Origin of the sequence: Nocardiopsis sp. NPDC101807, assembly GCF_044766605.1 — a bacterium.
Classification (GTDB): Bacteria; Actinomycetota; Actinomycetes; order Streptosporangiales; family Streptosporangiaceae; genus Nocardiopsis; species Nocardiopsis tropica.
Genome location: NZ_JBIWMK010000004.1, coordinates 617,327 through 639,172 on the forward strand (window position 1 = coordinate 617,327; position 21,846 = coordinate 639,172).

The following is a 21,846-nucleotide window of genomic DNA, read 5'->3' on the forward strand; positions in this document are numbered from 1 at the left end:
CGGGGAGCCGGAAAACCCCTCCGCTAGGATCACGCGGATGACCGTGGAACACGTCTGGCGCGGACCCTTCGACAACACCGAGCTCGTCTCCCTCCACGCCCGCGGGTTCGGGTACGCGCCCGGCGACGCGGCGGACGTGTGGCGGCGCGTCAACGACCACAGCCTGGGCTGGGTGTGCGCCCGCCTCGGGGACGAGCTCGTCGGCTTCGTCAACGTGGTCTGGGACGGGGGCGTCCACGCGTTCGTCCTGGACACCGTGACCGACCCGCGCCTGCGGCGCACCGGGATCGGCACGGGGCTGGTGCGCCTCGCCACCGAGCGGGCCCGGGAAGCCGGGTGCCGGTGGCTGCACGTGGACTTCGAGCCGGACCTGGAGCCCTTCTACCTCCGGGCGTGCGGGTTCGTCCCCACCCGGGCGGGCCTCATCGCCCTCTGAACGGGCGCGTCCACGCCGGGGAGCGGGGGTCCCGGCCCGTGCCGTGGCCGACGCCCGACGCGGGCGCCGGGACCGGGATCTCCACACGGGCCCTGCGCCGCGTGTCCGGTCCCGCGCCCCCGGACCGTCGGGGTCGGACCCGGCCGCGCCGTGCCGGCGGCACGGGTCAGGCGAGCCGCTTCTTGAAGCCGACGTGGGAGGCGGCGTACCCGAGACCGGCGTAGAACCGGTGCGCGTCACCGCGCGTGGAGTCCGAGGTCAGCTGGAGCACCTTCGCCCCGCGTCCGCGCGCCTCCGCCTCGGCCCAGGCCATCATCTCCGAGCCCACACCGCTGCCCCGTTCGTCCGCGCGCACGCGGACCGCCTCCACCTGCGCGCGTGTCGCGCCGCGGTGGGAGAGACCGGGAAGGATCGTCAGCTGCAGGGTCGCGACCACCCTCCCGTCGCGGCGCGCCACGGCGAGGACGTGCCGGGGATCGGCGTCGATCGCCTCGAACGCCGCGAGGTAGGAGGCGTGGTCATCCGGGTCCTCGCGTCGCGCGCCGAGCACGTCGTCGGCGAGCAGGGCGACGATCGCCGCCACGTCCTCGGAGCGGGCGCGGTCGATGACGAGGGCGGTGGGCATGGGCTCTCCTCGGAGGACAAGGGGGTGGGGCACCCCCGAACCGGTACGCGTACGTCCGCTCCATGGATACAGCCTCCGCCGGTGCGCACCCCCCGGGGGGGCCCGCCGCACGGGTGCCCGACCGGTCGGACCCGGGCCGTGCCGTCAGAGCAGCAGCCGGGCGACGGCCGCGAGGTCCGCCACCACCGTGGTCGCGTGCGCCAGCTCCGACGGGGGGCTCGTGGTCGCCACCGCCAGCACGGGCATCCCCGCGGCGATCCCGGCGCGCGCGCCGTTGGGGGAGTCCTCCACCACCACGCACCCCTGCGGGGCGACCCCCATGCGCTCGGCGCCCAGCAGGTACGGCTCGGGGTGGGGCTTGCCCTCGGTGACGTCGTCGGCGGTCACCAGCACCCGGGGGAACGGCAGCCCGGCCGTCCCGAGGCGGGAGCGGGCGATCCTGTCGCCCCCGGACGTGACGACCGCCCAGGGGCGCCCGCGGGCGTCGAGCTCGGTGAGGAGGCCCAGGGCCGCGGGCAGGGCCCGGACCCCGTCGCCCGCGGCGGCCTCGTGGGCCTCGATCCGCCGGGCCTCCTCGACCGGGTCCAGGTGCGGGGCGACCAGGCGCGCCAGCCCGATGTCGGTGCGTCCGTGGCTGTGCTCCAGGACCTCGTCCACGTCGAGGCCGCGTTCGGCGGCCCACGCCGTGAGGCCGGCGCGGACGCTCTCCATGGAGTCCACCAGCACGCCGTCCAGGTCGAACAGCACCGTCGCCCCGTCGTAGTCGCCCACGTCGCCCCCTCGGTTCCGGATCGGTCGGTCCTCCAGGGTGCCAGAAGCCGGCGCGGCGCGCGGCGGCCGCGACGGGAGGGGCGCGACCGGACCGCGGCCCCGCCGCGGTCCGCCGCCGGAGGACGGTCAATTATAGTTGACCCATGGACACCGAACAGCTGGCCGCCCTCGCCCGTGCCACCGACGGCGACGACCCCCTGGCCGGTCTCGACGCCACGACGCGCGTCCGCAGGGAGATGGAGCGGGTCGAGGCCGTACTCGTGCGCCGCGCGCGCAACCAGGGCTCCACCTGGGCCGAGATCGCTGAGGTCCTCGGCGTCTCCAAGCAGGCCGTCCACAAGAAGTACGGGGGTCGGGGGCTCCTCGGCTCCCGGAAGTAGGACCGACCGCGCCGCGCGGCGCGGTCAGCGCAGCGCCGACACGAACCTCTCCATGCGCCCGCCGAACCCCTCCGCGTCGCCGAACCACACCGCCACCGAGTCCGCCCCGGCGGCCGTCAGCTCCCGGAACAGCTCCACGGTGCGGCCGAAGCCCTCCTCGTCCCCGGACCAGGCGATCCGGGTGCCCGACCGGACGGGGCGGTCGGTCAGACACCGCAGCCGGTTGCGCGCCGCCACGAACTTCTCCGCGGTCAGTCCGACGCCCTGCCACTCGTCGCCCCACTCGGCCGCGCGCCGCAGCGCCCGGTCGGAGGCGCCGCCGACCATCACCGGCACGGGTCGCGCCGGGCGGGGCTCGAACACGCCGCTCCCGTAGGAGTGGAACCGGCCCTCGAACGGGCCGCCGCCCCCGAACAGGTGCCGCAGCAGCCGCAGCGTCTCGTCCGTCCGCGCCCCGCGTGTGGCGAAGTCGGCCCCCACCGCGGCGAACTCCTCCTCGGACCAGCCGACGCCCACCCCCAGCACGAACCTCCCGCCGGACAGGGCGTCCAGGGTCGCCGCCTGCTTCGCGAGGACCAGGGGGTCCCGCAACGGCGCCACCAGCACCGACGTGCCCAGCCGGATGCGCGTGGTGCGGGCGGCCAGGTGCGCCAGGGACACCAGCGGTTCGTACACGCCGCCGAACGTGGTCCCGTACGGGGCGGGCGGCAGCAGGTGGTCCGGAAGCCACACGGCGTCCACCCCCAGCTCCTCCGCCCGGACGCCCAGGTCGGTCAGGGTCCTCGCGGACATCTCGGGGGACTCGTCGGGGAGGACCACCTGGAGGCGGGTGCCGGTGATCGGTTCGGTCAGCTCGCTCATGAGCCGACGGTAGACCGTGTCGCCGCCGCCCGGGGAGACCCCCTCCGGCGAGCCGGTCCCCCCGCCCCGTGGACACGCCCGTCCCGGGGCCGGGCCCTCACCGCCCCTCGGGCAGCGTGACCCGGGCGAGGACCGCCCGGTGGTCGCTTCCCGTGACCTCCACGACCTCGAACGCGCCGACGCCCATCGACTCGTCGACCAGCACGTGGTCGATGGCGACGCCGGGCAGTCCGCCCCCCGTCGGCCACGTGGGCTCCAGCCCCCGGCCGTGGACGGTCGCGGCGCTCACGTAGCCCGCGTCCAGGACGCGGCGCAGCTCGGCGTGGTCCAGGGTGGCGTTGAAGTCGCCGGCCAGGATCCTGAGCCCCGGCCGGTGGAAGCGGTGGCCGGGGTCCGCGACCGCGGGTTCCGCGTCCTCGGGACCGGGCAGGGCGCGCAGCCCGTCCCGCCACCCGTCCATGGTCCCGGGGGACAGGGGAGGCAGGGGGTGCACCGACACCACCTCCACGGGGAAGGAGTACCCGGGCACCTCCATGGCGGCGCGCGGCATCGCGAACGCCCCGGTTCCCGCCGCCGCGTCGCCCAGGTCGGCGAGGGGGTGGGCCGCGTGGACGCTGCTGCCGTGCACACCCGCGGCCGAGTGGTCGACCGTGTGGGGGAGGAGGTCGTCGAGCCCGGCCCCGGACAGGGCCTCCAACAGGTCCGGTGTGACCTCCTGGAGGGCGAGGACCGTCACCTCGCGGTCGCGCACCAGGTCGACCACCTCGGCGACGTCGGCGCCGCCGCCGAGGGCGTTCAGGCTCATGACCCGCAGCTCCGGGCCTCCCGCTCCGGAGATCCCGAAGGGGATCGCGCGCGGCACGACGGCCGCCGCGAGGACGGCCGCCGCCGCGACCAGCACGGCCAGCGGCACCCACCGCCGCAGCAGGCCCGCGACCGTCGCCGCCAGGAGCGCGGCCCCCAGCATGTACGGGGTGAAGGCCAGCGCGGGCACCAGCGGCCACCCCCGCTCCAGGCCGAGCCCCCGCAGCGCGGCGAATACCGCGAAGCCCGCCGCCGCCAGCGCGACCAGGACGGTCACGGCCGCCGAGCGCCGGCGGCGGGCGGCCGGCGCCGTTCCTCGTACCCCCGCGTGCTCCATGACCCCGACCTCCGTGTCCCGCGGACGGTCGCGCCCGCCCCGGATAGGACTCCCCCCGAGGGCGACGGGTTCGGACGGTTTCCGGCGGGAGCCGCGCCGGGACGCGGACCCGGAGGCGCTCGCCCGGGGGCGGGCGGCCCCGCACCGCAGGCCCTCGGCGTACCCCCCGCGGACCGCCGCTCCCCCGGCGGACCGCCGTCCACCACGGCGGGGAGGAGGTCCGCCGCACCCCCGAGGGCCCCGCCCCGACCGCCTACTGCCCAGGCGGGAGGGGCCGTCGGGAGACCATCGCGGAGGGGACGCCGGGGACCCCGCGCACGGTGTTCGGCCCCGCCGGAGGGCACGTGCGGGCCCTCGCGGGGCGCGCCCGCGGTCCGCCGCCGCACCCCCGCCGCCCGACGCGGCGGCCCGAGGTGCTCCGGGGCAGCCCGGGCCGGTGCGGCCTCAGGGCCGGGCGGCGGCCTCCGTCAACCGCTTCCACGCCCTCTCCAGGTGCGGATGGCACACTCCCGGACGCCGCACCAGGTAGGCCGTGTCGACGGGCGGATCCGCCGGGTCCAGGAGCGTGACCAGGCGGCCCTCGTCCAGTGCCGCCTGGCACAGGTACCGCGGCAGCACCGTCACCCCGGCGCCGCCGACCACCGCCGCCAGCACCCCGCGCAGGTCGGGCACGGTGACCGCGGGCGTGCAGGTCAGCCGCACGCCGAACACGTGGCGCCAGTACCGGCGGAGGAGGGGCAGGTCGTCGTCGTACGCCACCAGGGGGGCCGCGCACAGCGCCGAGGAGCCCTGGCGGCCCAGCCGTTCGCGGCGGATCCGCCGCGCCCACCCGGGCGACGCCACCAGGACGGACTCCGTGTCCGCCAGCGGATCGGCGACCAGCGTGCGACCGCGCGGCCGCACCGTCGACACCACCAGGTCGTGCCTGCCCGAGCGGAGCCCGTCCAGGAGGTCGTCGGCCGGTCCGGTCCGGACCCGCAGCCGTACCCCCTCCTCCACCAGCGGGGCGAGGGCGGGCAGGACCAGGGAGTGGAGCGCCTCGGCCGGCCCCGCCAGCCGCAGCGGCACGGGCGGGGAGGACGCGTCGCCGCCGTTCTCCCCGGCCACCACCTCCAGGGCGTCCAACGGCTCGGCGATCCGGGCGGCCAGGTCGTTGGCCTCGGCGGTGGGGGCCACGCCGCGGGGCAGCCGGTCGAACAGCTCGCGTCCCAGCCTCCGCTCCAGCGAGCGGATCTGCGTGGTCACCGTCGGCTGTGACAGTCGCAACAGCTGGGCGGCCGCGGTGAAGGAGCCCGACCTGTGCACGGCCAGGAAGGTGCGCAGCTGCTGGAGGTCCAGCGCCCCGGCGACCGATCCATTGGAATCTCTATAGGTCACCTTGCCGATTTTATTGGTGGACGAATACGTTGCCGCACTAGTGTCTGCCTGGACCGGGGCAGCCCGGTCCACAGCACACGACGTCCCGGAGGTTCCGCCATGCCAGTCACCAGCAGGGAAGTCCACCTCGTCGCCCGCCCCTCCGGCGAACCCGAGCCCACCGACTTCTCCCTCGTCGAGACCGAGGTCGGCGACCCGGGGGCCGGGGAGATCCTCGTCCGCAACTCGTGGATCTCCGTGGACCCCTACATGCGGGGCCGCATGAACGACACCAAGTCCTACGTCCCGCCCTACCGCCTCGGAGAGGCGATGGACGGCGGTGCGGTGGGCACCGTGGTCGCCTCCGGCAGCGACGACGTACCGGTCGGCGCCACGGTCCTGCACTCCGCCGGGTGGCGCGAGTACGCACTCCTGCCCGCCGGGGCGGCGCGCGTGGTCGACCCCGGCCTCGCCCCCGTCGAGAACCACCTCAACGTCCTCGGCATGATCGGCCTCACCGCCTACGCCGGGCTCGTCGAGGTCGCCCCCGTGAAGGAGGGCGACGTGGTGTTCGTCTCGGGCGCCGCGGGGGCGGTCGGCTCGCTCGCCGGCCAGATCGCCCGCAAGCTCGGCGCCTCCCGCGTGGTCGGGTCGGCGGGCGGCCCGGAGAAGCGGCGCCGGGTCGTCGAGCGGTTCGGCTTCGACGCCGCCGTCGACTACCGCGAGGGCGACCTGGAGGGGCAGCTCGCCGAGGCCGCGCCCGACGGGATCGACGTCTACTTCGACAACGTCGGAGGCGACCACCTGCGGGCGGCCATCGCGGCGATGCGCGACCACGGGCGGATCGCCCTGTGCGGAGCGATCTCCCAGTACAACGCCACCGAGCCCGTCCCCGGGCCGGACAACCTCTTCCTCGCGGTCGGCAAGCGGCTCAACCTGCGCGGGTTCATCGTCGGCGACCACGCCCACCTGGCGGCCGAGTACGCACGGCTGGCGGCGGGCTGGATCGCCGACGGGGACCTGCGCAGCGAGGAGACCGTGGTCGACGGCATCGACAACGCCGTCCGCGCCTTCCTCGACATGATGCGGGGGGCGAACACCGGCAAGATGCTGGTCCGCCTCACCGACTGAGCCCTTGCCTGGAGTGCACTCCAGGTTGCCATCATGGGTGGCACTCCCCGCAGCCACCACGGACTCCGTGACCACGGAAAGGCTTCCATGCAGTACGTCACGCTGAACAACGGCCTCACCATGCCGCAACTCGGGTTCGGTGTCTGGCAGGTCGCCGACGACGCGGCCCAGGCCGCCGTCGAGACCGCCCTGGAGAGCGGCTACCGCAGCATCGACACGGCCAAGCTGTACGAGAACGAGGCCGGTACAGGCCGGGCGCTCGCGGCGTCGGGACTCCCCCGGGAGGAGTTGTTCGTCACCACCAAGCTGTGGAACGACGACCAGGGGTACGACAACGCGCTCAAGGCCTTCGACGCCAGCCTCGACCGGCTCGGCCTGGACTACGTCGACCTGTACCTCATCCACTGGCCCGCGCCGGCGAGGGGCGCCTACGTCGAGACCTGGAAGGCCCTGGAGCGCATCCACTCCGAGGGGCGGGCCAAGGCCGTCGGGGTGTCCAACTTCACCGCCGCGACCCTGGACCGCGTCGTCGAGGAGGGGGACGTGGTCCCGGCCGTCAACCAGATCGAGCTGCACCCCTACTTCTCCCAGGAGGCCATGCGGGCGGCCAACGCCCGCCACGGCGTCGTCACCGAGGCGTGGAGCCCCCTGGGCCAGGGCAAGGACCTGCTGCAGGACCCCGTGCTCGCCGCGATCGGCGCCGCGTACGGCAAGTCCGCCGCGCAGGCGGTGCTGCGCTGGCACATCCAGAGCGGCAACGTCGTGATCCCCAAGTCCGTGACCCCGTCGCGGATCCGGGAGAACTTCGACGTCTTCGACTTCGAGCTGTCCGGTGACGACATGGACAAGATCGGGTCGCTGAACCGTGACGGCCGGATCGGTCCGGACCCCGACACCCTCGGCTGAGAGCCGCGTCCTCCGGGGCCGTGACCGGGCCCGGGGGTGGGATCATCCGACGCTCCCGGGCCGTGGAAACGGCCCGGGAGCGTCTTTCACGGGACGAAACGGATGGGGCGGGAAGCAAACGTCTCGCCCCGCGCATGACCGGAACCGGACGAAGCGGTACGCGCGCGCACCACGGCCCACACCCTTCCCAAGGGCCGGTCCGCACGGGGTAGGGACCTGGTGAACGTCTCGGGTCAGGACCTCCGCCGCCCCCGAGTGGCGTGGTGCCGAACAGAGGCGTACAGTCCCTCTGGTGCGCCGGGAAACATACGACGGCGGACACCAGCTCTCCTCTACGCGAAACCAGATCCATGACCGTCGTCCCCCTTCGTGCCGCACGCGTGTACCGCTCGGAGAACGCCGAGCGCTCCGTCCACGCCTGGTGCCACAAAGCCCTGAGCCAGTGGCCCGAACTCGGGCCCCTTCCGCCTGTGGAGACCCGTCTGGGGAGCACGCAGGCCTTTCGAGCCGAAGGCGGTGCCGGCACCCCGGTACTGGTCCTGTCGGGCACCAACTTCAACGCCGCCACCACGGTCCCCGCCGCCCGCGCCCTGGCCGCGGACCGTCCGGTGCTGCTGGTCGACGTTCCCGGACAGCCCGGCCTCAGCTGCAGCCAGCGGGTCGGCGGGACCAGGATCGAGACCTACGGCGCGTGGCTGGACGAGCTCCTGCCCCGGATCACCGACGGGCCCGTCCTGGTGCTGGGACACTCGCGCGGCGCCGCCATCGCGCTCGCCTCGACCCCGTCCCCGCTGGTCGCGGGGATGCTGCTGCTCAACCCCGCGGGGCTCACCGCGGCCGGTGTCAGCTCGGAGTCGATGCGCGCGACGCTGCCCTGGATGATCCACCCCAACGAGCAGACCAGCGGCCGCCTCGTCGAGTTCCTCAGCGGTCCGTCCGCGGACGAGTGCGCCGAGCGCCGCGCCGAGGCCGAGTGGCTGACCATGGTGGCCCGCTACTGCCGCACGGGCACCACGCCCAACCCGCTCCACGGCGAGCAGTTCCGCGCCTGGGCGGACACGCCGGTCGCCGTGGCGACCGGATCGCACGACCCCTTCTTCTCCCCCGCGCGCCTGCACGGGCCGGCCCGCCGGTTCCTCAACACCGGGGTCCACACGATCGAGGGCGCGGGCCACCTGTCGCTGTACGAGCAGCCCGAGAGGGTGTGCGAGCTCCTGCGCGGGCTCGACGCCTGACCCGATCCCCGCGGCGGCCTCCCGCCGCGCACGGACGCGGCCCCACCGGCGCGTTCCCGCCCCCGCGCGAACGCGGTCGGCCGGACGTGTGATCCGCTCCTGCGGCCCCCGGTCCGGCCGCCGGGGCCCGGCGTACGCGCACGGCGGCCCCCGGTCCGGCCCCCGGTCCGGCCGCCGGCGCCGCGCCGCCGAACAGGTGGCCCTTCCGTGTGCCTCCGCCGCGCTCCCGGCCGTCCCGCGGCCCGGAGCGGCGGCGTCCTCCGCCGCGGCGCGGTGCCGTACTCTCCTTTTCCTGGTGTTCCGGTCTAAAAGAGTGCACTGCATCTGGAATCTTTATGTGAATCGGGATCTGCGTCATTTCGTATGAAATGGACGTAGGTGAATCTGTCTTTCCCGGTGCGTATCCTTGCCCGGGGCCGCTCCGAGATCTCGGCCCCGCCGCGCGCCGAAAGCACCCGAAACACCAGAGGGCAGTGCATGTCGAAAAAACTGGCACACATGCTCGGGCTCAACACGAACCCGACGATCTTCTTCGCTTCCGCCGCACTGACCGTCGTCTTCGTGGTGTGTGCCATCGCCTTCACCGACACGGTCGACACCGTCTTCGGCGCCGTCTCGCAATGGATCCTGACCCATCTCGGATGGCTCTACATCCTCGGCGTGACGACCTTTCTCCTCTTCCTCGTGTGGATCGCGTGCAGCCGCCACGGCGGTGTCCGGCTCGGCCCCCCGGGCAGTGCGCCGGAGTACGGCAACCTCGCCTGGTTCTGCATGCTCTTCGCGGCCGGGATCGGCAGCATCCTCATGTTCTGGGGAGTGGCCGAGCCCATCAGCCACTACGCGAACCCGCCCCGGGGAGACGTCGAGCCGGAGTCGGTGGAGGCGGCCCGGCAGGCCATGGGGTTCACGCTGTACCACTTCGGCCTGCACACCTGGACGATCTTCTGCCTGCCGGCGCTGGCCTTCGCCTACTTCGTGTACCGCAAGGGCCTGCCGTTCCGGGTCAGCTCGGTCTTCCACCCGTTCATCGGCGACCGGATCGACGGTCCGCTGGGAAGGACCGTCGACGTCGTCGCGGTCCTCGGCACGCTGTTCGGCGTGGCCGTCACCATCGGCCTGGGGACCATGCAGATCAACAGCGGCCTCAACACGCTGTTCGGCATCGAGGAGGGCCGCCTCGTGCAGCTGGTCCTGATCGCCGTGGTCACGGCCGTCGCGGTCGCCTCGGTGGCCTCGGGGCTCGACGTCGGGATCAAGTGGCTCTCACTGGTCAACGTCGTCCTCGCGGTCGCCCTGCTGGTGTTCGTCTTCCTGGCGTCCTCCCCGCTCTACCTGGCGAAGGGCACCATCGAGACCACGGGCGTGTACCTGGAGCGGCTGGTCGCGCTGTCGTTCTGGAACGACACCTTCGGCAACACCGGCTGGCAGGGCTCCTGGACGGTCTTCTACTGGGCGTGGACCATCACGTGGTCGCCGTTCGTCGGCATCTTCATCGCCCGCATCTCCAAGGGCCGCACCATCCGCGAGTTCGTGCTCGGCGTGCTCGCCCTGCCCACGGCCTTCAGCATCGTCTGGTTCGGCGTCTTCGGCCTGTCGGCCTTCGACATCGAGATGAACCGGGGCGGCGGCCTGGTCCGGGAGGTGGTCGTCGAGCAGGACGTACCGGGCGCGCTGTTCGCGTTCCTGGAGCACTTCCCGATGGCCACGCTCGTCTCGGCCGCCTCGATCCTCATCGTGGTCATCTTCTTCACCACGTCGTCGGACTCGGCGTCCCTGGTCGTGGACATGCTGTGCTCGGGCGACGCCGTCACCCCGACCCGGCAGCGGGTGTTCTGGGGGGTCGTCCAGGGCGTGGTCGCCGCGACGGTCCTCACCGCGACGGGCGTGGGCGGCCTGGACGCCCTGCAGCAGACGATCATCGTGTTCGGCCTGCCGTTCTTCGCGATCGGCTTCTTCATGATGGCCGGGCTCGTGCGCTCCCTCCGGGCGGAGACGCGGGAGGGGACGGGGGCCCGGCGGGCGCGCGACGCCCCGCTCGCCACCCGCGCCCGCCGGGCGGCCCGGCGCGACAAGCGGGGCGCCGGCCGCGCCCGGGGGCGCCGCGGGGGGATCGGGGCGCGGCGCGCCGGGTGAGCGGGTCCGGCCCGAGGCCCCTGCCCGGGGGCCGGCCGCCGTACCCCGGCGCCCCGGCCGGCCGGGGCCTACGACGGGTCGGCGCCCGGGGACCACCGGTCGCGCGGGTCCTGGCCGACGGCGGGCAGGATCACCTGGTCCACGATCCGGGCCACGTACTCCTCGTCCGGGAAGGCCTGGTGGTCCATGCCGTACTTGATCACCATGGCCTCGCCGATGTCGACGGTGAGGGGGGTGACCCGGGCGGGGTCGATCCTGCCCCGCCCGGCGTAGTGCTCCAGCACGGTGCGGGTGAAGCGACCGCCGCGCGCGTCGAACACCTCCTCCGTGAACCGCCTGTACAGGTCGGGGTGGTGCCGCGCCTCGGCGACCACGGCGAACAACGCCTGGCCACGGGTGCCGTCGGCCATGACGCCCCGCAGGAGCATGAGGGCGCGGATGAGGTCCCCCCGCAGGTCGTCGGCCCCGGGCGTGGGCACCTCCTGCGGGAGGGTGTGGTACATCGCGTCGATCAGGATGTCGCCGGGGGTGGGCCAGCGCCGGTACAGGGAGGTCTTCGCGGTGCCGGCGCGGCGGGCGACGCCCTCCATGGACAGCCGGGAGAGGCCGACCTCGGCGGCCTCGGCGAGGACCGCCTCGTGGATGGCGTCGAGCAGTTCCCTCCCGCGCCTGCGCGTGGCCCGGGGCGCGTCCGGCCGGGGGCGGTCCCGCGCGCCCCCGCCGCCCCCGGACGGTTCCCCCTGTCCGCCGGGGCGCTCCCCGGACCCGTCCCGCACCACGTCGTCCGCCAACCCTGCCTCCCCTGGCCGCTTCCGGCCGAGAACCGACTTCCCAAACAAGAAACGGTGTCGTATCTTAAGAACGCCTTTGGATACGCCATCGTATCCAATGCCCATCCACCTGGCCCCGCCCTGCCCCCGTGCGGCGTGAACGGAGCTTCCCGTGTCCCTTCCACCTTCCCGTACGACCCCGGCCTCCGGCGGTGTCCCGCTCGGCCGGCGGTCCCTGGCCCCCGACCTGTCCCGTGGCGTGATGCTACTGGTGATCGCCGTCGTGCACGCCCACATCTTCCAGGAGATGGTCGGCGGCGACCCGCAGGCGCCGGGCGCCGCGTTCGACGCCGCCACCTCGGTCTTCGTGACGACGTTCGCCGAGGGGCGCGGCTACCCCATGTTCGCCGCGCTGTTCGGCTACGGGCTCGCCCGGATCCACCTGCGCCGCGCGGCCGAGGGGCGTCCCTGGCCCCGGGTGCGCTCCCTGGTCCGCAGGAGGGGGCGCTGGCTGGTCCTCATCGGGCTCCTGCACACCGTCCTGCTCTTCTTCGGTGACATCATCGCCGTCTACGGGCTCATCGCCCTCATGTTCGCGGGGCTCCTCCACGTCGGCGACCGGAGACTGCTCGCCCACGGGTTCACCTGGATGGCCCTCGGCACGCTGGTCTACGCCTTCCTCAACACCGTCCCCTCCTTCACCGACCCCGCGGCCGGGGGAGGGGTCCTCACCGGGAGCCCGCTGGCGGACATGGTGACGCGGCTGTTCACGTGGCCGGTCATGACCCCGATGCTCCTCATGACGTCGGTGTTCCCGTTCGCGGTGGGGGTGTGGGCGGCCCGCCGCGGCGTCATGGAGGAGCCCGGGCTCCACCTCGGCCTGCTGCGCCGGAGCGCCTCGGTCGGCATCCCCGTCGCCGTTCTGGGGGGCCTGCCGTACGGCCTGGCCTCGGCCGGGCTGTGGGAGCCCGCCGGTCCGGCCGAGACCGGCCTCGCCTGGCTGCACATGCTCACCGGCTACGCGGGCGGCTTCGGCTACGCGGCGCTCATCGCCCTCGTCGCGGTCCGCCTCGGCCACCGGCGGGGCCCGGTGGTCCGGGCGCTGGAGGCCGCCGGCCAGCGCTCGATGACGTGCTACCTCCTGCAGTCGGTGGCCTGGACCGTGCTGTTCGCGCCGTACGCGTTCGGCCTGGCGTCGGGCCTCTCCGAACTCGGCGCGGTCCTGGTCGGCGCGGCCGTCTGGCTGGCCACCGTGGTGGTCGCCGACGTCATGCGGCGCACGGGGGCACGCGGCCCCGCCGAACGCCTCCTGCGGTGGGGCACCTACCGGGAGCCCCGCTCCGGCGCCGGGACCGTGGCGGAGCAGGCGCACTCCGGCGGCTGAGCGCCGCTCGGGCCCGCCGAGGGGAAACCCGTGGAGGCCGCCGGTCGGGGTGCACGATGATGGTGCGATGACCACTTCCGACGACGAGCGCTTCCTCGCCGCCACCGCCGACCGGCTCGCCTCCCTCCCCGCCGTGCGGGCCGTCGCCCTCGGGGGCTCCAGGGCCCGAGGCTCCCACCGGCCCGACAGCGACTGGGACCTGGCCCTCTACTACCGGGGCGGGTTCGACCCGCAGGACCTGCGGGACACGGGCTGGCCCGGCGAGGTCTCGGAGCTCGGGGACTGGGGCGGCGGCGTCTTCAACGGCGGAGCCTGGCTGCGGATCGACGGGCGGGCCGTGGACGTGCACTACCGCGACCTCGACGTCGTCGAACACGAGCTCGCCGAGGCCGGCGCGGGCCGGTTCCGGGTGGAGCCCCTCATGTTCCACCTGGTCGGCATCCCCAGCTACCTCGTCGTCGCCGAACTCGCGATCGGCCGCGTCCTCGTCGGCGACCTTCCTCGGCCCGACTACCCCGGGGCGCTGCGCCGGGCCGCGCCACCGGTGTGGCGCGGCCTGGCCTCCGCCACCCTGGCCTACGCCGAGCGCCACCACGCGCCCCGCGGCAGGGTCGCCCAGACCGCGGGCCTGGTCGCCCAGGCGGCCTCCCACACCGCGCACGCGGTACTGGCCGGCCGGGGGGAGTGGGTCACCAACGACAAGGAGCTCCTGGCACGGGCGGGGCTGGAGGAGGTGGACCTCGTGGTGGCGGGGATGACGGCCGACCCCCAGGACCTCGTCGCGGGGGTGGCGGAGGCCGGCCGGATCCTCGCCACGGCCTGAGGCGGGCGCGGGAGCCGGTCGGCGCGTGCTTCCGGCGCGGCTTCTTCGGGACCTTCCACGAGGGTGGCGCGGGCCTCCCGCCCCTGGACCGCCCGGCCGCCGGCCCGGCCGGCGCCGCCCCCGGTGCGGGCCCCGCACCGGGGACGGGGCGACCTGAGGAGGACGCCGTCCCGGGCTACCTCCAGGTCATGTCGACGACCGCGTTGAGCGTGGTGTACCCCGCCCGGCGGAACGCCGCGGCCATCGGCGTGTTGCCGACGTCCGTCGCCGCCCGGATCCTGTCGACCCCCTGTTCGGCGAGGACACGGGTCCCCTCCGCGAGGATGTCGTCGACGTACCCGTGGCCGCGGTGCTCGGGGAGCACCCCGATGTAGGCGATGACCGGGTGGTAGTCGTTGCGGGCGGGCAGCACGAACCCGACGGGCCCGCCGTCCGGGAGCGTCGCGACCCGCCACCAGCCGCGGGGCGTCGTGTACCGCTCGAACTCCTCCGCGTACTGGTCGGCGGCGATCTGCTCCGCGGACCTGTGCGCGAGATCGCCCCGGTGGTGGGCGTCCAGGGTCCCTTCGAGGACCCGGGCCGTCAGGCCGAGCAGCTCCTCCTCGTCCCGCACGGGACGGAACCGGAGGCGGTCGCCCGGGCGCGGCGCGGAGCCCCCGGGGGTCCATTCGAGGCGCAGGCGTTCGACGAGCAGGGATCCGCCCTCGCCTTCGACGGCGGCCATGCGCTCCTCCACGGCACGCCGTTCCGCGGGGTCCTCGCGCCAGGCGGCGGAGACGTAGCGCAGGTACTCCGGCGGGTTCGCCCCCTCCGCCAGGGTGGCCGCGGAGGCCGTGCGCAGCAGGAGTCCGGCGACGCCCACGCGGTCGACGTCCCCGGCGCCGTCGTCCACGTCCAGGATGTCGAGGAGGAGCGGCGCGTCGTCGCCGCCGCGGCACCACCAGGACAGGCGGGCCAGCAGGCGGTCGCCGTCCAGGGCGACCCACATCCACGAGGGCCGGCGCCGTCCGTGGGCGAGGTCGTCGGCGAGTTCGGTGTTCAGCGTGTAGGGGAGCCGGGAGAAGAGGTCCAGCTCACCGGGACCGGTGATCGGTCGGATGGTCAGATCGTTCGTACTGACGGTCAAGGCGACACCTTCGGTGTGTGCGCCCGTCCGCACGGGGTCAGCCGTGGCAGGCTCCCCGGGAGGGCACGGGCGCGGTGGTTGCGGTGAACAACGGCTGTGCCTCCTTCCTGGTCGCGGCCCCGGAGCCGTTCCGGCCGGGACGGGACAGTTGTAGCGGTGGCCGGCGCCGGTGCACAAGCGGTTTTCCGGTCGCCCTCCCCGGCCCCGGCCGCGGGCTCACGCCTCCGGCCCCCGGCCGGGGGAGGCCTCCCCGCCCCGCGCCCCGCGCCGGGGGACGGTCACCACCAGCGTCAGCACGCCCGCGACCAGGCCCCAGAACGCCGATCCCACCCCGAGCAGGGTGAACCCGGACGCCGTCGCCAGGAACGTCACCACCGCCGCCTCCCGGGACCGTTCGTCCGACAGCGCGGACGCCAGGGACCCCCCGATCGTCCCGAGCAGGCCGATGCCCGCGATCCCGAGGACCAGGGTGGCGGGCAGGGCGGCCAGCAGGGACGCCACCGTCGCACCGAACACGCCGACGCACAGGTAGAAGACCCCCGCCCACACCCCCGCGAGGTAGCGGCGGTCCGGGTCGGGGTGGGCCTGGGGACCGGTGCAGATGGCCGCGGTGATCGCCGCCAGGTTCATCCCGAAGCACCCGAACGGGGCCAGCACCATGTTGGTCGCCCCGGTCCACCCGATCACGGGGGAGACCGGCACCCGGTAGCCGTCGTTGCGCAGGACCGCCACCCCGGGCAGGTTCTGGGACGCCATGGTCACCACGAACAGCGGCACGCCCACGCTCACCAGCACCTGCCACGAGAACTCGGGCACCACGAACACCGGTGCGGCGAGCGCGGGCCGCACCCCGCCCAGGTCCAGGGTCCCCCGTGCGGCGGCGGCCGCCGCGCCCGCGGCCAGGGAGAGGATCACGGCGTAGCGGGGCAGCCACCGCCGGGACAGCAGGTACGCCGCGAACATCGCGGCCACCACCGCGAAGTCGTCCTCCATGCTCGTGAAGAGGCCGACCCCGAACTGGAGCAGGACCCCGGCCAGCAGGCCCGCCGCGAGCGGGACCGGGACCCGGTCCATCACCCTCTCGAACCAGCCGGTGACCCCGCTCAGGGTGATCAGGGCGGCCGAGAACAGGAACGCCCCGACGGCCTGCGCCATCGTCACCCCGTCCAGGCCCACCGCCAGCAGAGCCGCTCCCGGCGTGGACCACGCGGTGACCACGGGGGCCCGGTAGCGCAGCGACAGCCCCACACAGGTCACCGCCATGCCCACGCCCAGGGCGAGCATCCACGAGGCGATCTCCCCGGAGGACGCCCCGGCGGCCTCGGCGGCGGTGAACACGATCGCCGCCGAGCTGGTCACCCCGACCAGGACGGCGATCAGACCGGCGGCGACCGCGGGGACCGGGGCGACGCCTCCGATGCGGCGGGCGAGGGTTCTCATGGTCGACCATCCTGCCCGGCGGCCGTCCCGGGGCCGCCGCCGGGGCGGGAGAACGGCGGGTCCGCCGCCGGGCGGGGCCGGTGAAACCGGTGGCCTCGGACGGGGGCCGCCGGGGACGATGGACCCATGGAACGATCATTCGACGAACTCGTGGCCGAGGCCGAGGCGGAGCCCACGGAGGGCTGGGACTTCTCGTGGCTGGACGGCCGGGCCACCGAGCAGCGCCCCTCCTGGGGCTATCAGCGCACGATGGGGGAGCGCATGGCCTGCGCGTCCGCCGCCCTCGACATCGAGACCGGGGGAGGCGAGGTGCTGGCAGGCGTCCCCGAGCTCCCCAGGACGGCGGTGGCGACCGAGTCCTGGCCGCCCAACGCGGCCGAGGCCACCCGGCTGCTCCACCCGCGGGGCGTCGCGGTGGTCGCGACCGAGGACGGCCGTCCGCTGCCGTTCGCGGACGGCGCGTTCGACCTGGTGGTCTCCCGGCACCCCGTCGCCACGTGGTGGGAGGAGATCGCCCGCGTGCTCGCCCCCGGCGGCACCTACCTCTCCCAGCAGGTGGGGCCGGAGAGCGTGTTCGAGGTGGTGGAGTTCTTCCTGGGGCCGCGCCCCGAGGAGGACCGCCGGTCCCGGCACCCGGACGACGCGCGCGAGGCGGCCAGGGCGGCCGGGCTCGACGTCGTCGACCTGCGCCTGGAACGGCTGCGCACGGAGTTCTTCGACGTCGGCGCGGTCGTCTACTTCCTGCGCAAGGTGATCTGGATGGTGCCGGGGTTCACCGTCGACGCCTACCGGGAGCGGCTCCTGGCCATGCACGAGCACATCCGGCGCGAGGGGTCGTTCACGGCGACCACGACCCGCTTCCTCGTCGAGGCCCGCAAGCCCCGGGGATGAGGCCGCCCGCCGGCGGACCGGCCCCCGCGACCGCGGCCCGGCGCGGAGGTCCGGTCCGAGGGCTCAGGCGCCGGCCCTGACGTGCTGGACGACCTCGAACCCCCAGATCTCGCTGTCGGTCGCGGCCGGTCCGCCCCGCCCGTGCCCGTGCCCGGTCGCCTCGCCGCTGCGATCCGCGTCGGCGGCGGCCTGGGCGTGCCCGTGCTTGAACGCCTGGCCGCCCACCCAGTTCCGGAAGTCCTCCTCGGAGCGCCAACGGGTGTAGACCAGGTACTTGTCGGTGCCCTCGACCGGGCGCAGGAGCTGGAACTCCTCGAACCCCGGCTGGTTCTCCACGAGCCCGGCCCGTTTGGCGAAGCGCTCCTCCAGTGTGGCCCCGGCACCCTCGGGGACGGTCAGGACGTTGAACTTGACGACGCTGCTCACGCGGCACCTCTCCACCGTTGACTTCGACCTTCACCGCCCAACCTAGGGCACCCACCTCCCCGGCGCCGGTCGGCCCCGCGGCAACCGCCGGGCTAGTGGAGGACAGAGGACGACCGCCACCGCCCCTAGGGTCGGAGCCGTGACCACTCTCGACCGACGCGCCCTCAACCGCGCGACACTGGCCCGCCAGTCCCTCCTGGAACGCGGCGACGACACCGCACTCACCGTGGTGCGCCAACTCGTCGGGCTCCAGGCCCAGGACCCCGAACCGCCCTGCTTCGGCCTGTGGTCCCGGATCGAGGGTTTTCGGGCCGACGACCTCGCCGGGCTGCTGCACAGCCGCGACCTCGTCCGCGCGACCCTTCTCCGGGGCACCCAGCACTTGGTCGCCGCCGACGACTACCTGTGGCTGCGCCCCGTCCTGCAGCCCATGCTGCTCCGCTGGCAGCGGGGCGCGTTCGGGAAGGCCACCGCGGGCCTGGACACGGGCGAACTCGCGGACGCGGCGCGCGGACTCCTCACCGCGGGACCCGTGCCCCGACCCGAACTCGGCCGGGCCCTTGCCGACCGCTGGCCCGGCCGCGACCCGGTCGGGCTCGCCCGCTCGGTCCAGGGCCTCCTGCCTGTGCTGCACCCGCCGCCCGACGGCACATGGGGGCGGCGCGGAACGACCCCGTTCGCCCTCGCGGAGCAGTGGCTCGGCCGGCCGCTCGCAGACGACCCCTCCCTGGACGATCTGGTGCTGCGCTACCTGGCGGCGTTCGGCCCGGCCTCGGTCCGGGACGTCCAGGCGTGGAGCGGGGCGACCCGGCTGGGCGCGGTCGTGGACCGCCTCAGGCCCCGGCTGTGCGTGTTCCGCGGTGAGGACGGGCGGGAGCTGTTCGACCTCCCCGACGCGCCCCGGCCCGATCCCGGGACCCCGGCTCCGGTCCGCTTCCTGGCGCTCCTGGACAACGTTCTCGTCGGCCACCACGACAGGTCCCGCATCGTCGAGGACGACCGCCGGCCGTACCTCGTGGTGGAGGCGCCGCTGACCGTGGACGGTTTCGTGCGGGGCCTGTGGCGGCTCGAGAGGCCCAGGGGCCGTTCCCGCGCAGAGGGAGGCGGGAGGGACCGCGCCGTGCTGGACGTGCGACTGTTCACCCCGCTGACCCCGGCGGAGGAGGAGGCGGTCGCGGAGGAGGGCGAACGCCTGCTCGGCCTCGCGGCGGCCGACGCCGACGGCCACGGGCTCAGGATACGGCCCCTGGACCCCTGACCGGTGGCGGACGCCCGGAGCGGGGTCAGCCGAGGACCACCCGCCCCGACGCGTCCACGCTCCACCCCGGGTTGTGCGCGACCTCCCACACCACCCCGTTGGGGTCCCGGACGTGCGCGTGGAAGACGCCCCCGAACTCGCCCCGCCGCGGGCTCTTGAGCACGGTCCCGCCCGCCGCGGCCATCGCGTCCACGGTCCGCCCGACCTCCTCGGGGCCGTCGACGTTGTGCGCCAGGGTCACCCCCGACAGCACCGACGTCCCGGGCGGCAGCCCCAGGTCCCGGTCGAACCCCTCCGCGTCGAACAGGCCCAGCACCTGCCCGGGGGCGACCTGGAAGAAGACGATCTCGCCGGGGACGTCCATGAGGGGCTCCCAGCCGAGCCCGTCCCGGTAGAAGCGGCGGGCCGCGTCCAGGTCGGGGGTGGCGAGCGTGACGAAGTGGACCTGCTGCCTCACGGCGTGCTCCTCGGATCGCGGTCGCGGGCTCCCCATCATCCCGGAGCCCGGCGCCGACTCCCGTGCGCCCCGCCCGGCCGCGTCCCGGTACGGGCGGGCCGACCGCCTACAGCCCGTGCTTGCGGGCGACCACGGCGAGGACGAGCGAACGGGGGAAGAGCCTGCGCAGCGCGAACACCACCGGCGCGTTGCTGCCCACCGCGTACAGGGGCCGCGGCCGGTCCGCCTCGACCGCCCGCACGACGGTCCGGGCGACCCGGGCCGCGGAGATCCCGGCCGACTCGTTGGCGTCGAGCGCGGTGAGCATGGTGCGGTACTCGCCCGCGAACGGGGAGCCGTCGCGCAGGTACTGGGTCCGCCGCTCGCTGATACCGGTGTTGATCGACCCCGGTTCCACCGTGGCCACCCCCACCCCGAACGGGGACACCTCGCGGCGCAGGGCGTCGGCGAACCCCTTGAGCGCCGCCTTCGACGCGACGTAGGACGACCGGTACGCCAGGGGGAAGCTCGCCAGCATCGACCCCACCATGACCACCCGGCCGTACCCGCGCCCGCGCATCCCCGGGAGGAGGAGCTGGGTGAGCCGCACGGCCCCGAACACGTTGATCCGGAACAGCCTCTCCACGGCGTCCGGGGGCAACTCCTCGAACGGGCCGCTCTGGCTCTCACCGGCGTTGTTGACCAGCACGTCCACGTCGCCGACGGCGGAGGCGCACGCCTGGACCGACGCCTCGTCGGCCAGGTCGAGGGGCAGGTACTCCACGCCCGGAACCGGCTCGGCCACCGACCCGGGTCTGCGGCTGGTGCCGTACACGCGGTAGCCGCGCCGGACCAGCGCGGCGGCCACGGCCGCGCCGATACCCGACGACGCGCCGGTGACGAGCGCGGTCCGCTGGACGGGGGGACGGTTCATGGCGGTCCTTCCGGGAGGGGGCGGCGCGCGGGCGCAACGCGTGTGAGCGATGATCGCACGGCGCGCAGCGACCGGCCGTCCCAGCCCTCCCCGGCGCCCGCGTCAGTCCCAGCGGTGCGGATCGAACAGGCCGATCGGCAGGTCGGTCCGGCCGTTCACGGCCAGGTCGGCCAGGGCCTGGCCGACGGCGGAGGCGAACTTGTAGCCGTGCCCGGAGAAGCCCCCGGCGAGCACCAGTCCGGGAAGCTCCCTGCGGTGGCCGATGACGAAGTGCTCGTCCGACGTCATCGTGTACATGCAGGAGGCCATGCGCTCGGGGAGGGCCTCGACGCCGTGCAGCCCCGAGGCCAGCTCGCCGAGCCTGCGTGCGTCGGCGGGGTCGGGCTCGCGCGGACCCGCGCCGGGGTCCACCGGCTCACCCCACTGCGCCCCCTCGCGCCTCGGACCGGGGGCCTCGGCGTGCACGCCGATCTTGACGGTCCGGCCCCCGTCCAGGCTCGGGAACCCGTACCAGGTGCAGTCGTCCCCGTCCCGGGCGAACACCGGGCCGGCCACGTGCGCGGCCGGGTCGCCCGTGGTGCGGAACCAGCCCAGCACCCGACGCTCGACCGTGATCCCCCCGCCCAGGCCGGCCACCTCGGGCACCAGCGAGGGGAGCCACGCGCCCGCGGTGACGACCACCCTCCGGGCGCGGATCACGGTGTCGCCCACCACCACGCGGGGCCGGTCCGGATCCGGTTCGATCCGGGTCGCGACGGCCCCGGTGAGCACCCGTGCGCCCGCCGCCCCGGCGAGCCGGACGGCCGCCAGGATCGACGCCTCGGGCAGGACCACGCCGGCGTCCTCCTCGAACACGCCGACCTCGCCCGTGTGCAGCCGGTGGCCGGGGAACCGGGAGCGGACCTCGTCGGCGGAGAGCAGCTCGAAGGGGAGTCCGTGGTGTCGTGCCGCGGCCAGCGACCCGGCGACGGCGGCACCGTCCGGCGCCCCGGCCATCAGCGCCCCGGTGCGCAGCACGAGCCGTTGCCCGGACGCCTCCTCCAACTCCGACCAGGCACGCCAGGCCGCTCGGACGAACGGCACGTACTCGGCGCCCTCCAGGTAGGCGGTGCGGATGATGCGGGACTCCCCGTGGCTGGACCCCCGGTCGTGGCCGGGGGAGAACTGCTCCACCCCGACGGCGTCGACCCCGGACCGGGCCAGGCGCCACAGGGCCTGCGCCCCCATCGCCCCCAGACCGACCACGACGGTGTCGGTCTCCAGCAGGTTCGCCACGCGGTTCCTCCCCGATCCGGTTCCTGGCCTCCAGGGGAAGGCCCCGGCCCATGATCCCAGGCCGTGGCGGACGCCCGCCCACCCCCTGGGTGGACGGGCGTCCTGTTC

Annotated in this window: 22 protein-coding genes; 10 read left to right on the forward strand and 12 right to left on the reverse strand. The window is 74.7% G+C overall.

Features of this window, described 5'->3' with window-relative positions:
- Window positions 1-37: 37 nt before the first annotated feature.
- Window positions 38-436: a GNAT family N-acetyltransferase gene (locus ACIRPH_RS15560; protein ID WP_402914462.1), complete on the forward strand. Its 399-nt coding sequence runs from the start codon at window positions 38-40 to the stop codon at window positions 434-436.
- Window positions 437-602: 166 nt separating this feature from the next.
- On the opposite strand, the gene ACIRPH_RS15565 is transcribed toward ACIRPH_RS15560, so the two are convergent.
- Together ACIRPH_RS15565 and ACIRPH_RS15570 are read right to left on the reverse strand one after the other, a co-directional pair.
- On the reverse strand, window positions 603-1,061 hold the full coding sequence (locus ACIRPH_RS15565) for a GNAT family N-acetyltransferase (protein WP_402914465.1): 459 nt from the start codon (window positions 1,059-1,061) through the stop codon (window positions 603-605).
- Window positions 1,062-1,205: 144 nt separating this feature from the next.
- Window positions 1,206-1,832: an HAD-IA family hydrolase gene (locus ACIRPH_RS15570; RefSeq protein WP_402914468.1), complete on the reverse strand. Its 627-nt coding sequence runs from the start codon at window positions 1,830-1,832 to the stop codon at window positions 1,206-1,208.
- 143 nt (window positions 1,833-1,975) lie between these two features.
- Between ACIRPH_RS15570 and ACIRPH_RS15575 the strand changes: the two genes are divergently transcribed.
- Window positions 1,976-2,212: a hypothetical protein gene (locus ACIRPH_RS15575; RefSeq protein WP_402914471.1), complete on the forward strand. Its 237-nt coding sequence runs from the start codon at window positions 1,976-1,978 to the stop codon at window positions 2,210-2,212.
- A gap of 24 nt (window positions 2,213-2,236) precedes the next feature.
- On the opposite strand, the gene ACIRPH_RS15580 is transcribed toward ACIRPH_RS15575, so the two are convergent.
- The 3 genes from ACIRPH_RS15580 to ACIRPH_RS15590 all read right to left on the reverse strand — a co-directional run bounded on the left by ACIRPH_RS15580 (window position 2,237) and on the right by ACIRPH_RS15590 (window position 5,591).
- Entirely contained in the window at window positions 2,237-3,073 is an 837-nt protein-coding gene (locus ACIRPH_RS15580) for a TIGR03619 family F420-dependent LLM class oxidoreductase (RefSeq protein WP_402914474.1), read from the reverse strand.
- Between the two features lie 97 nt (window positions 3,074-3,170).
- Entirely contained in the window at window positions 3,171-4,214 is a 1,044-nt protein-coding gene (locus tag ACIRPH_RS15585) for an endonuclease/exonuclease/phosphatase family protein (RefSeq protein WP_402914476.1), read from the reverse strand.
- 444 nt (window positions 4,215-4,658) lie between these two features.
- Window positions 4,659-5,591 carry a LysR family transcriptional regulator gene (locus tag ACIRPH_RS15590; protein ID WP_402914479.1) on the reverse strand — a complete coding sequence of 311 codons (933 nt, stop codon included), beginning with the start codon at window positions 5,589-5,591 and terminating at the stop codon, window positions 4,659-4,661.
- Between the two features lie 99 nt (window positions 5,592-5,690).
- On the opposite strand from ACIRPH_RS15590, the gene ACIRPH_RS15595 reads away from it, so the two are divergent.
- The 4 genes from ACIRPH_RS15595 to ACIRPH_RS15610 all read left to right on the forward strand — a co-directional run bounded on the left by ACIRPH_RS15595 (window position 5,691) and on the right by ACIRPH_RS15610 (window position 10,975).
- A complete protein-coding gene (locus tag ACIRPH_RS15595) occupies window positions 5,691-6,701 on the forward strand; it encodes an NADP-dependent oxidoreductase (RefSeq protein WP_402914481.1) in 1,011 nt (336 codons plus the stop codon).
- 87 nt (window positions 6,702-6,788) lie between these two features.
- Window positions 6,789-7,607 (forward strand): aldo/keto reductase, encoded by an 819-nt coding sequence (locus ACIRPH_RS15600; RefSeq protein ID WP_402914484.1) that lies wholly within the window; start codon window positions 6,789-6,791, stop codon window positions 7,605-7,607.
- Window positions 7,608-7,957: 350 nt separating this feature from the next.
- Entirely contained in the window at window positions 7,958-8,842 is an 885-nt protein-coding gene (locus ACIRPH_RS15605) for an alpha/beta fold hydrolase (protein ID WP_402914487.1), read from the forward strand.
- A 477-nt stretch (window positions 8,843-9,319) separates the two neighbouring features.
- The gene (locus ACIRPH_RS15610; RefSeq protein WP_402914490.1) at window positions 9,320-10,975 is read left to right on the forward strand and encodes a BCCT family transporter; all 1,656 of its coding nucleotides are present in this window, start codon (window positions 9,320-9,322) and stop codon (window positions 10,973-10,975) included.
- 68 nt (window positions 10,976-11,043) lie between these two features.
- Here ACIRPH_RS15610 and ACIRPH_RS15615 read toward each other — a convergent pair whose 3' ends face one another.
- Complete coding sequence (locus ACIRPH_RS15615; RefSeq protein ID WP_402914833.1) at window positions 11,044-11,631, reverse strand: TetR/AcrR family transcriptional regulator; 588 nt, start codon at window positions 11,629-11,631, stop codon at window positions 11,044-11,046.
- 286 nt (window positions 11,632-11,917) lie between these two features.
- On the opposite strand from ACIRPH_RS15615, the gene ACIRPH_RS15620 reads away from it, so the two are divergent.
- Entirely contained in the window at window positions 11,918-13,129 is a 1,212-nt protein-coding gene (locus ACIRPH_RS15620; RefSeq protein WP_402914493.1) for a DUF418 domain-containing protein, read from the forward strand.
- A 67-nt stretch (window positions 13,130-13,196) separates the two neighbouring features.
- Window positions 13,197-13,952, forward strand: coding sequence for a nucleotidyltransferase family protein (locus ACIRPH_RS15625; RefSeq protein ID WP_402914496.1), 756 nt, complete (start codon window positions 13,197-13,199; stop codon window positions 13,950-13,952).
- A 175-nt stretch (window positions 13,953-14,127) separates the two neighbouring features.
- On the opposite strand, the gene ACIRPH_RS15630 is transcribed toward ACIRPH_RS15625, so the two are convergent.
- Both ACIRPH_RS15630 and ACIRPH_RS15635 read right to left on the reverse strand, forming a co-directional pair.
- The gene (locus tag ACIRPH_RS15630; RefSeq protein ID WP_402914498.1) at window positions 14,128-15,078 is read right to left on the reverse strand and encodes a GNAT family N-acetyltransferase; all 951 of its coding nucleotides are present in this window, start codon (window positions 15,076-15,078) and stop codon (window positions 14,128-14,130) included.
- A gap of 216 nt (window positions 15,079-15,294) precedes the next feature.
- Window positions 15,295-16,518: a benzoate/H(+) symporter BenE family transporter gene (locus ACIRPH_RS15635; protein WP_402914501.1), complete on the reverse strand. Its 1,224-nt coding sequence runs from the start codon at window positions 16,516-16,518 to the stop codon at window positions 15,295-15,297.
- Window positions 16,519-16,644: 126 nt separating this feature from the next.
- Here ACIRPH_RS15635 and ACIRPH_RS15640 point away from each other — a divergent pair, with 126 nt between their 5' ends.
- Window positions 16,645-17,409: a class I SAM-dependent methyltransferase gene (locus ACIRPH_RS15640; protein ID WP_402914504.1), complete on the forward strand. Its 765-nt coding sequence runs from the start codon at window positions 16,645-16,647 to the stop codon at window positions 17,407-17,409.
- Window positions 17,410-17,472: 63 nt separating this feature from the next.
- Here ACIRPH_RS15640 and ACIRPH_RS15645 read toward each other — a convergent pair whose 3' ends face one another.
- Window positions 17,473-17,835, reverse strand: coding sequence for an antibiotic biosynthesis monooxygenase family protein (locus tag ACIRPH_RS15645; protein ID WP_402914507.1), 363 nt, complete (start codon window positions 17,833-17,835; stop codon window positions 17,473-17,475).
- Between the two features lie 139 nt (window positions 17,836-17,974).
- Between ACIRPH_RS15645 and ACIRPH_RS15650 the strand changes: the two genes are divergently transcribed.
- Window positions 17,975-19,093, forward strand: coding sequence for a winged helix DNA-binding domain-containing protein (locus ACIRPH_RS15650; RefSeq protein ID WP_402914510.1), 1,119 nt, complete (start codon window positions 17,975-17,977; stop codon window positions 19,091-19,093).
- Between the two features lie 25 nt (window positions 19,094-19,118).
- Here the strand turns inward: ACIRPH_RS15650 and ACIRPH_RS15655 are convergent, their stop codons facing one another.
- The 3 genes from ACIRPH_RS15655 to solA all read right to left on the reverse strand — a co-directional run bounded on the left by ACIRPH_RS15655 (window position 19,119) and on the right by solA (window position 21,738).
- The gene (locus tag ACIRPH_RS15655) at window positions 19,119-19,550 is read right to left on the reverse strand and encodes a VOC family protein (RefSeq protein WP_402914513.1); all 432 of its coding nucleotides are present in this window, start codon (window positions 19,548-19,550) and stop codon (window positions 19,119-19,121) included.
- 106 nt (window positions 19,551-19,656) lie between these two features.
- A complete protein-coding gene (locus tag ACIRPH_RS15660; RefSeq protein ID WP_402914516.1) occupies window positions 19,657-20,463 on the reverse strand; it encodes an SDR family oxidoreductase in 807 nt (268 codons plus the stop codon).
- Between the two features lie 102 nt (window positions 20,464-20,565).
- Entirely contained in the window at window positions 20,566-21,738 is a 1,173-nt protein-coding gene (solA, locus tag ACIRPH_RS15665; protein WP_402914519.1) for an N-methyl-L-tryptophan oxidase, read from the reverse strand.
- Window positions 21,739-21,846: the final 108 nt, after the last annotated feature.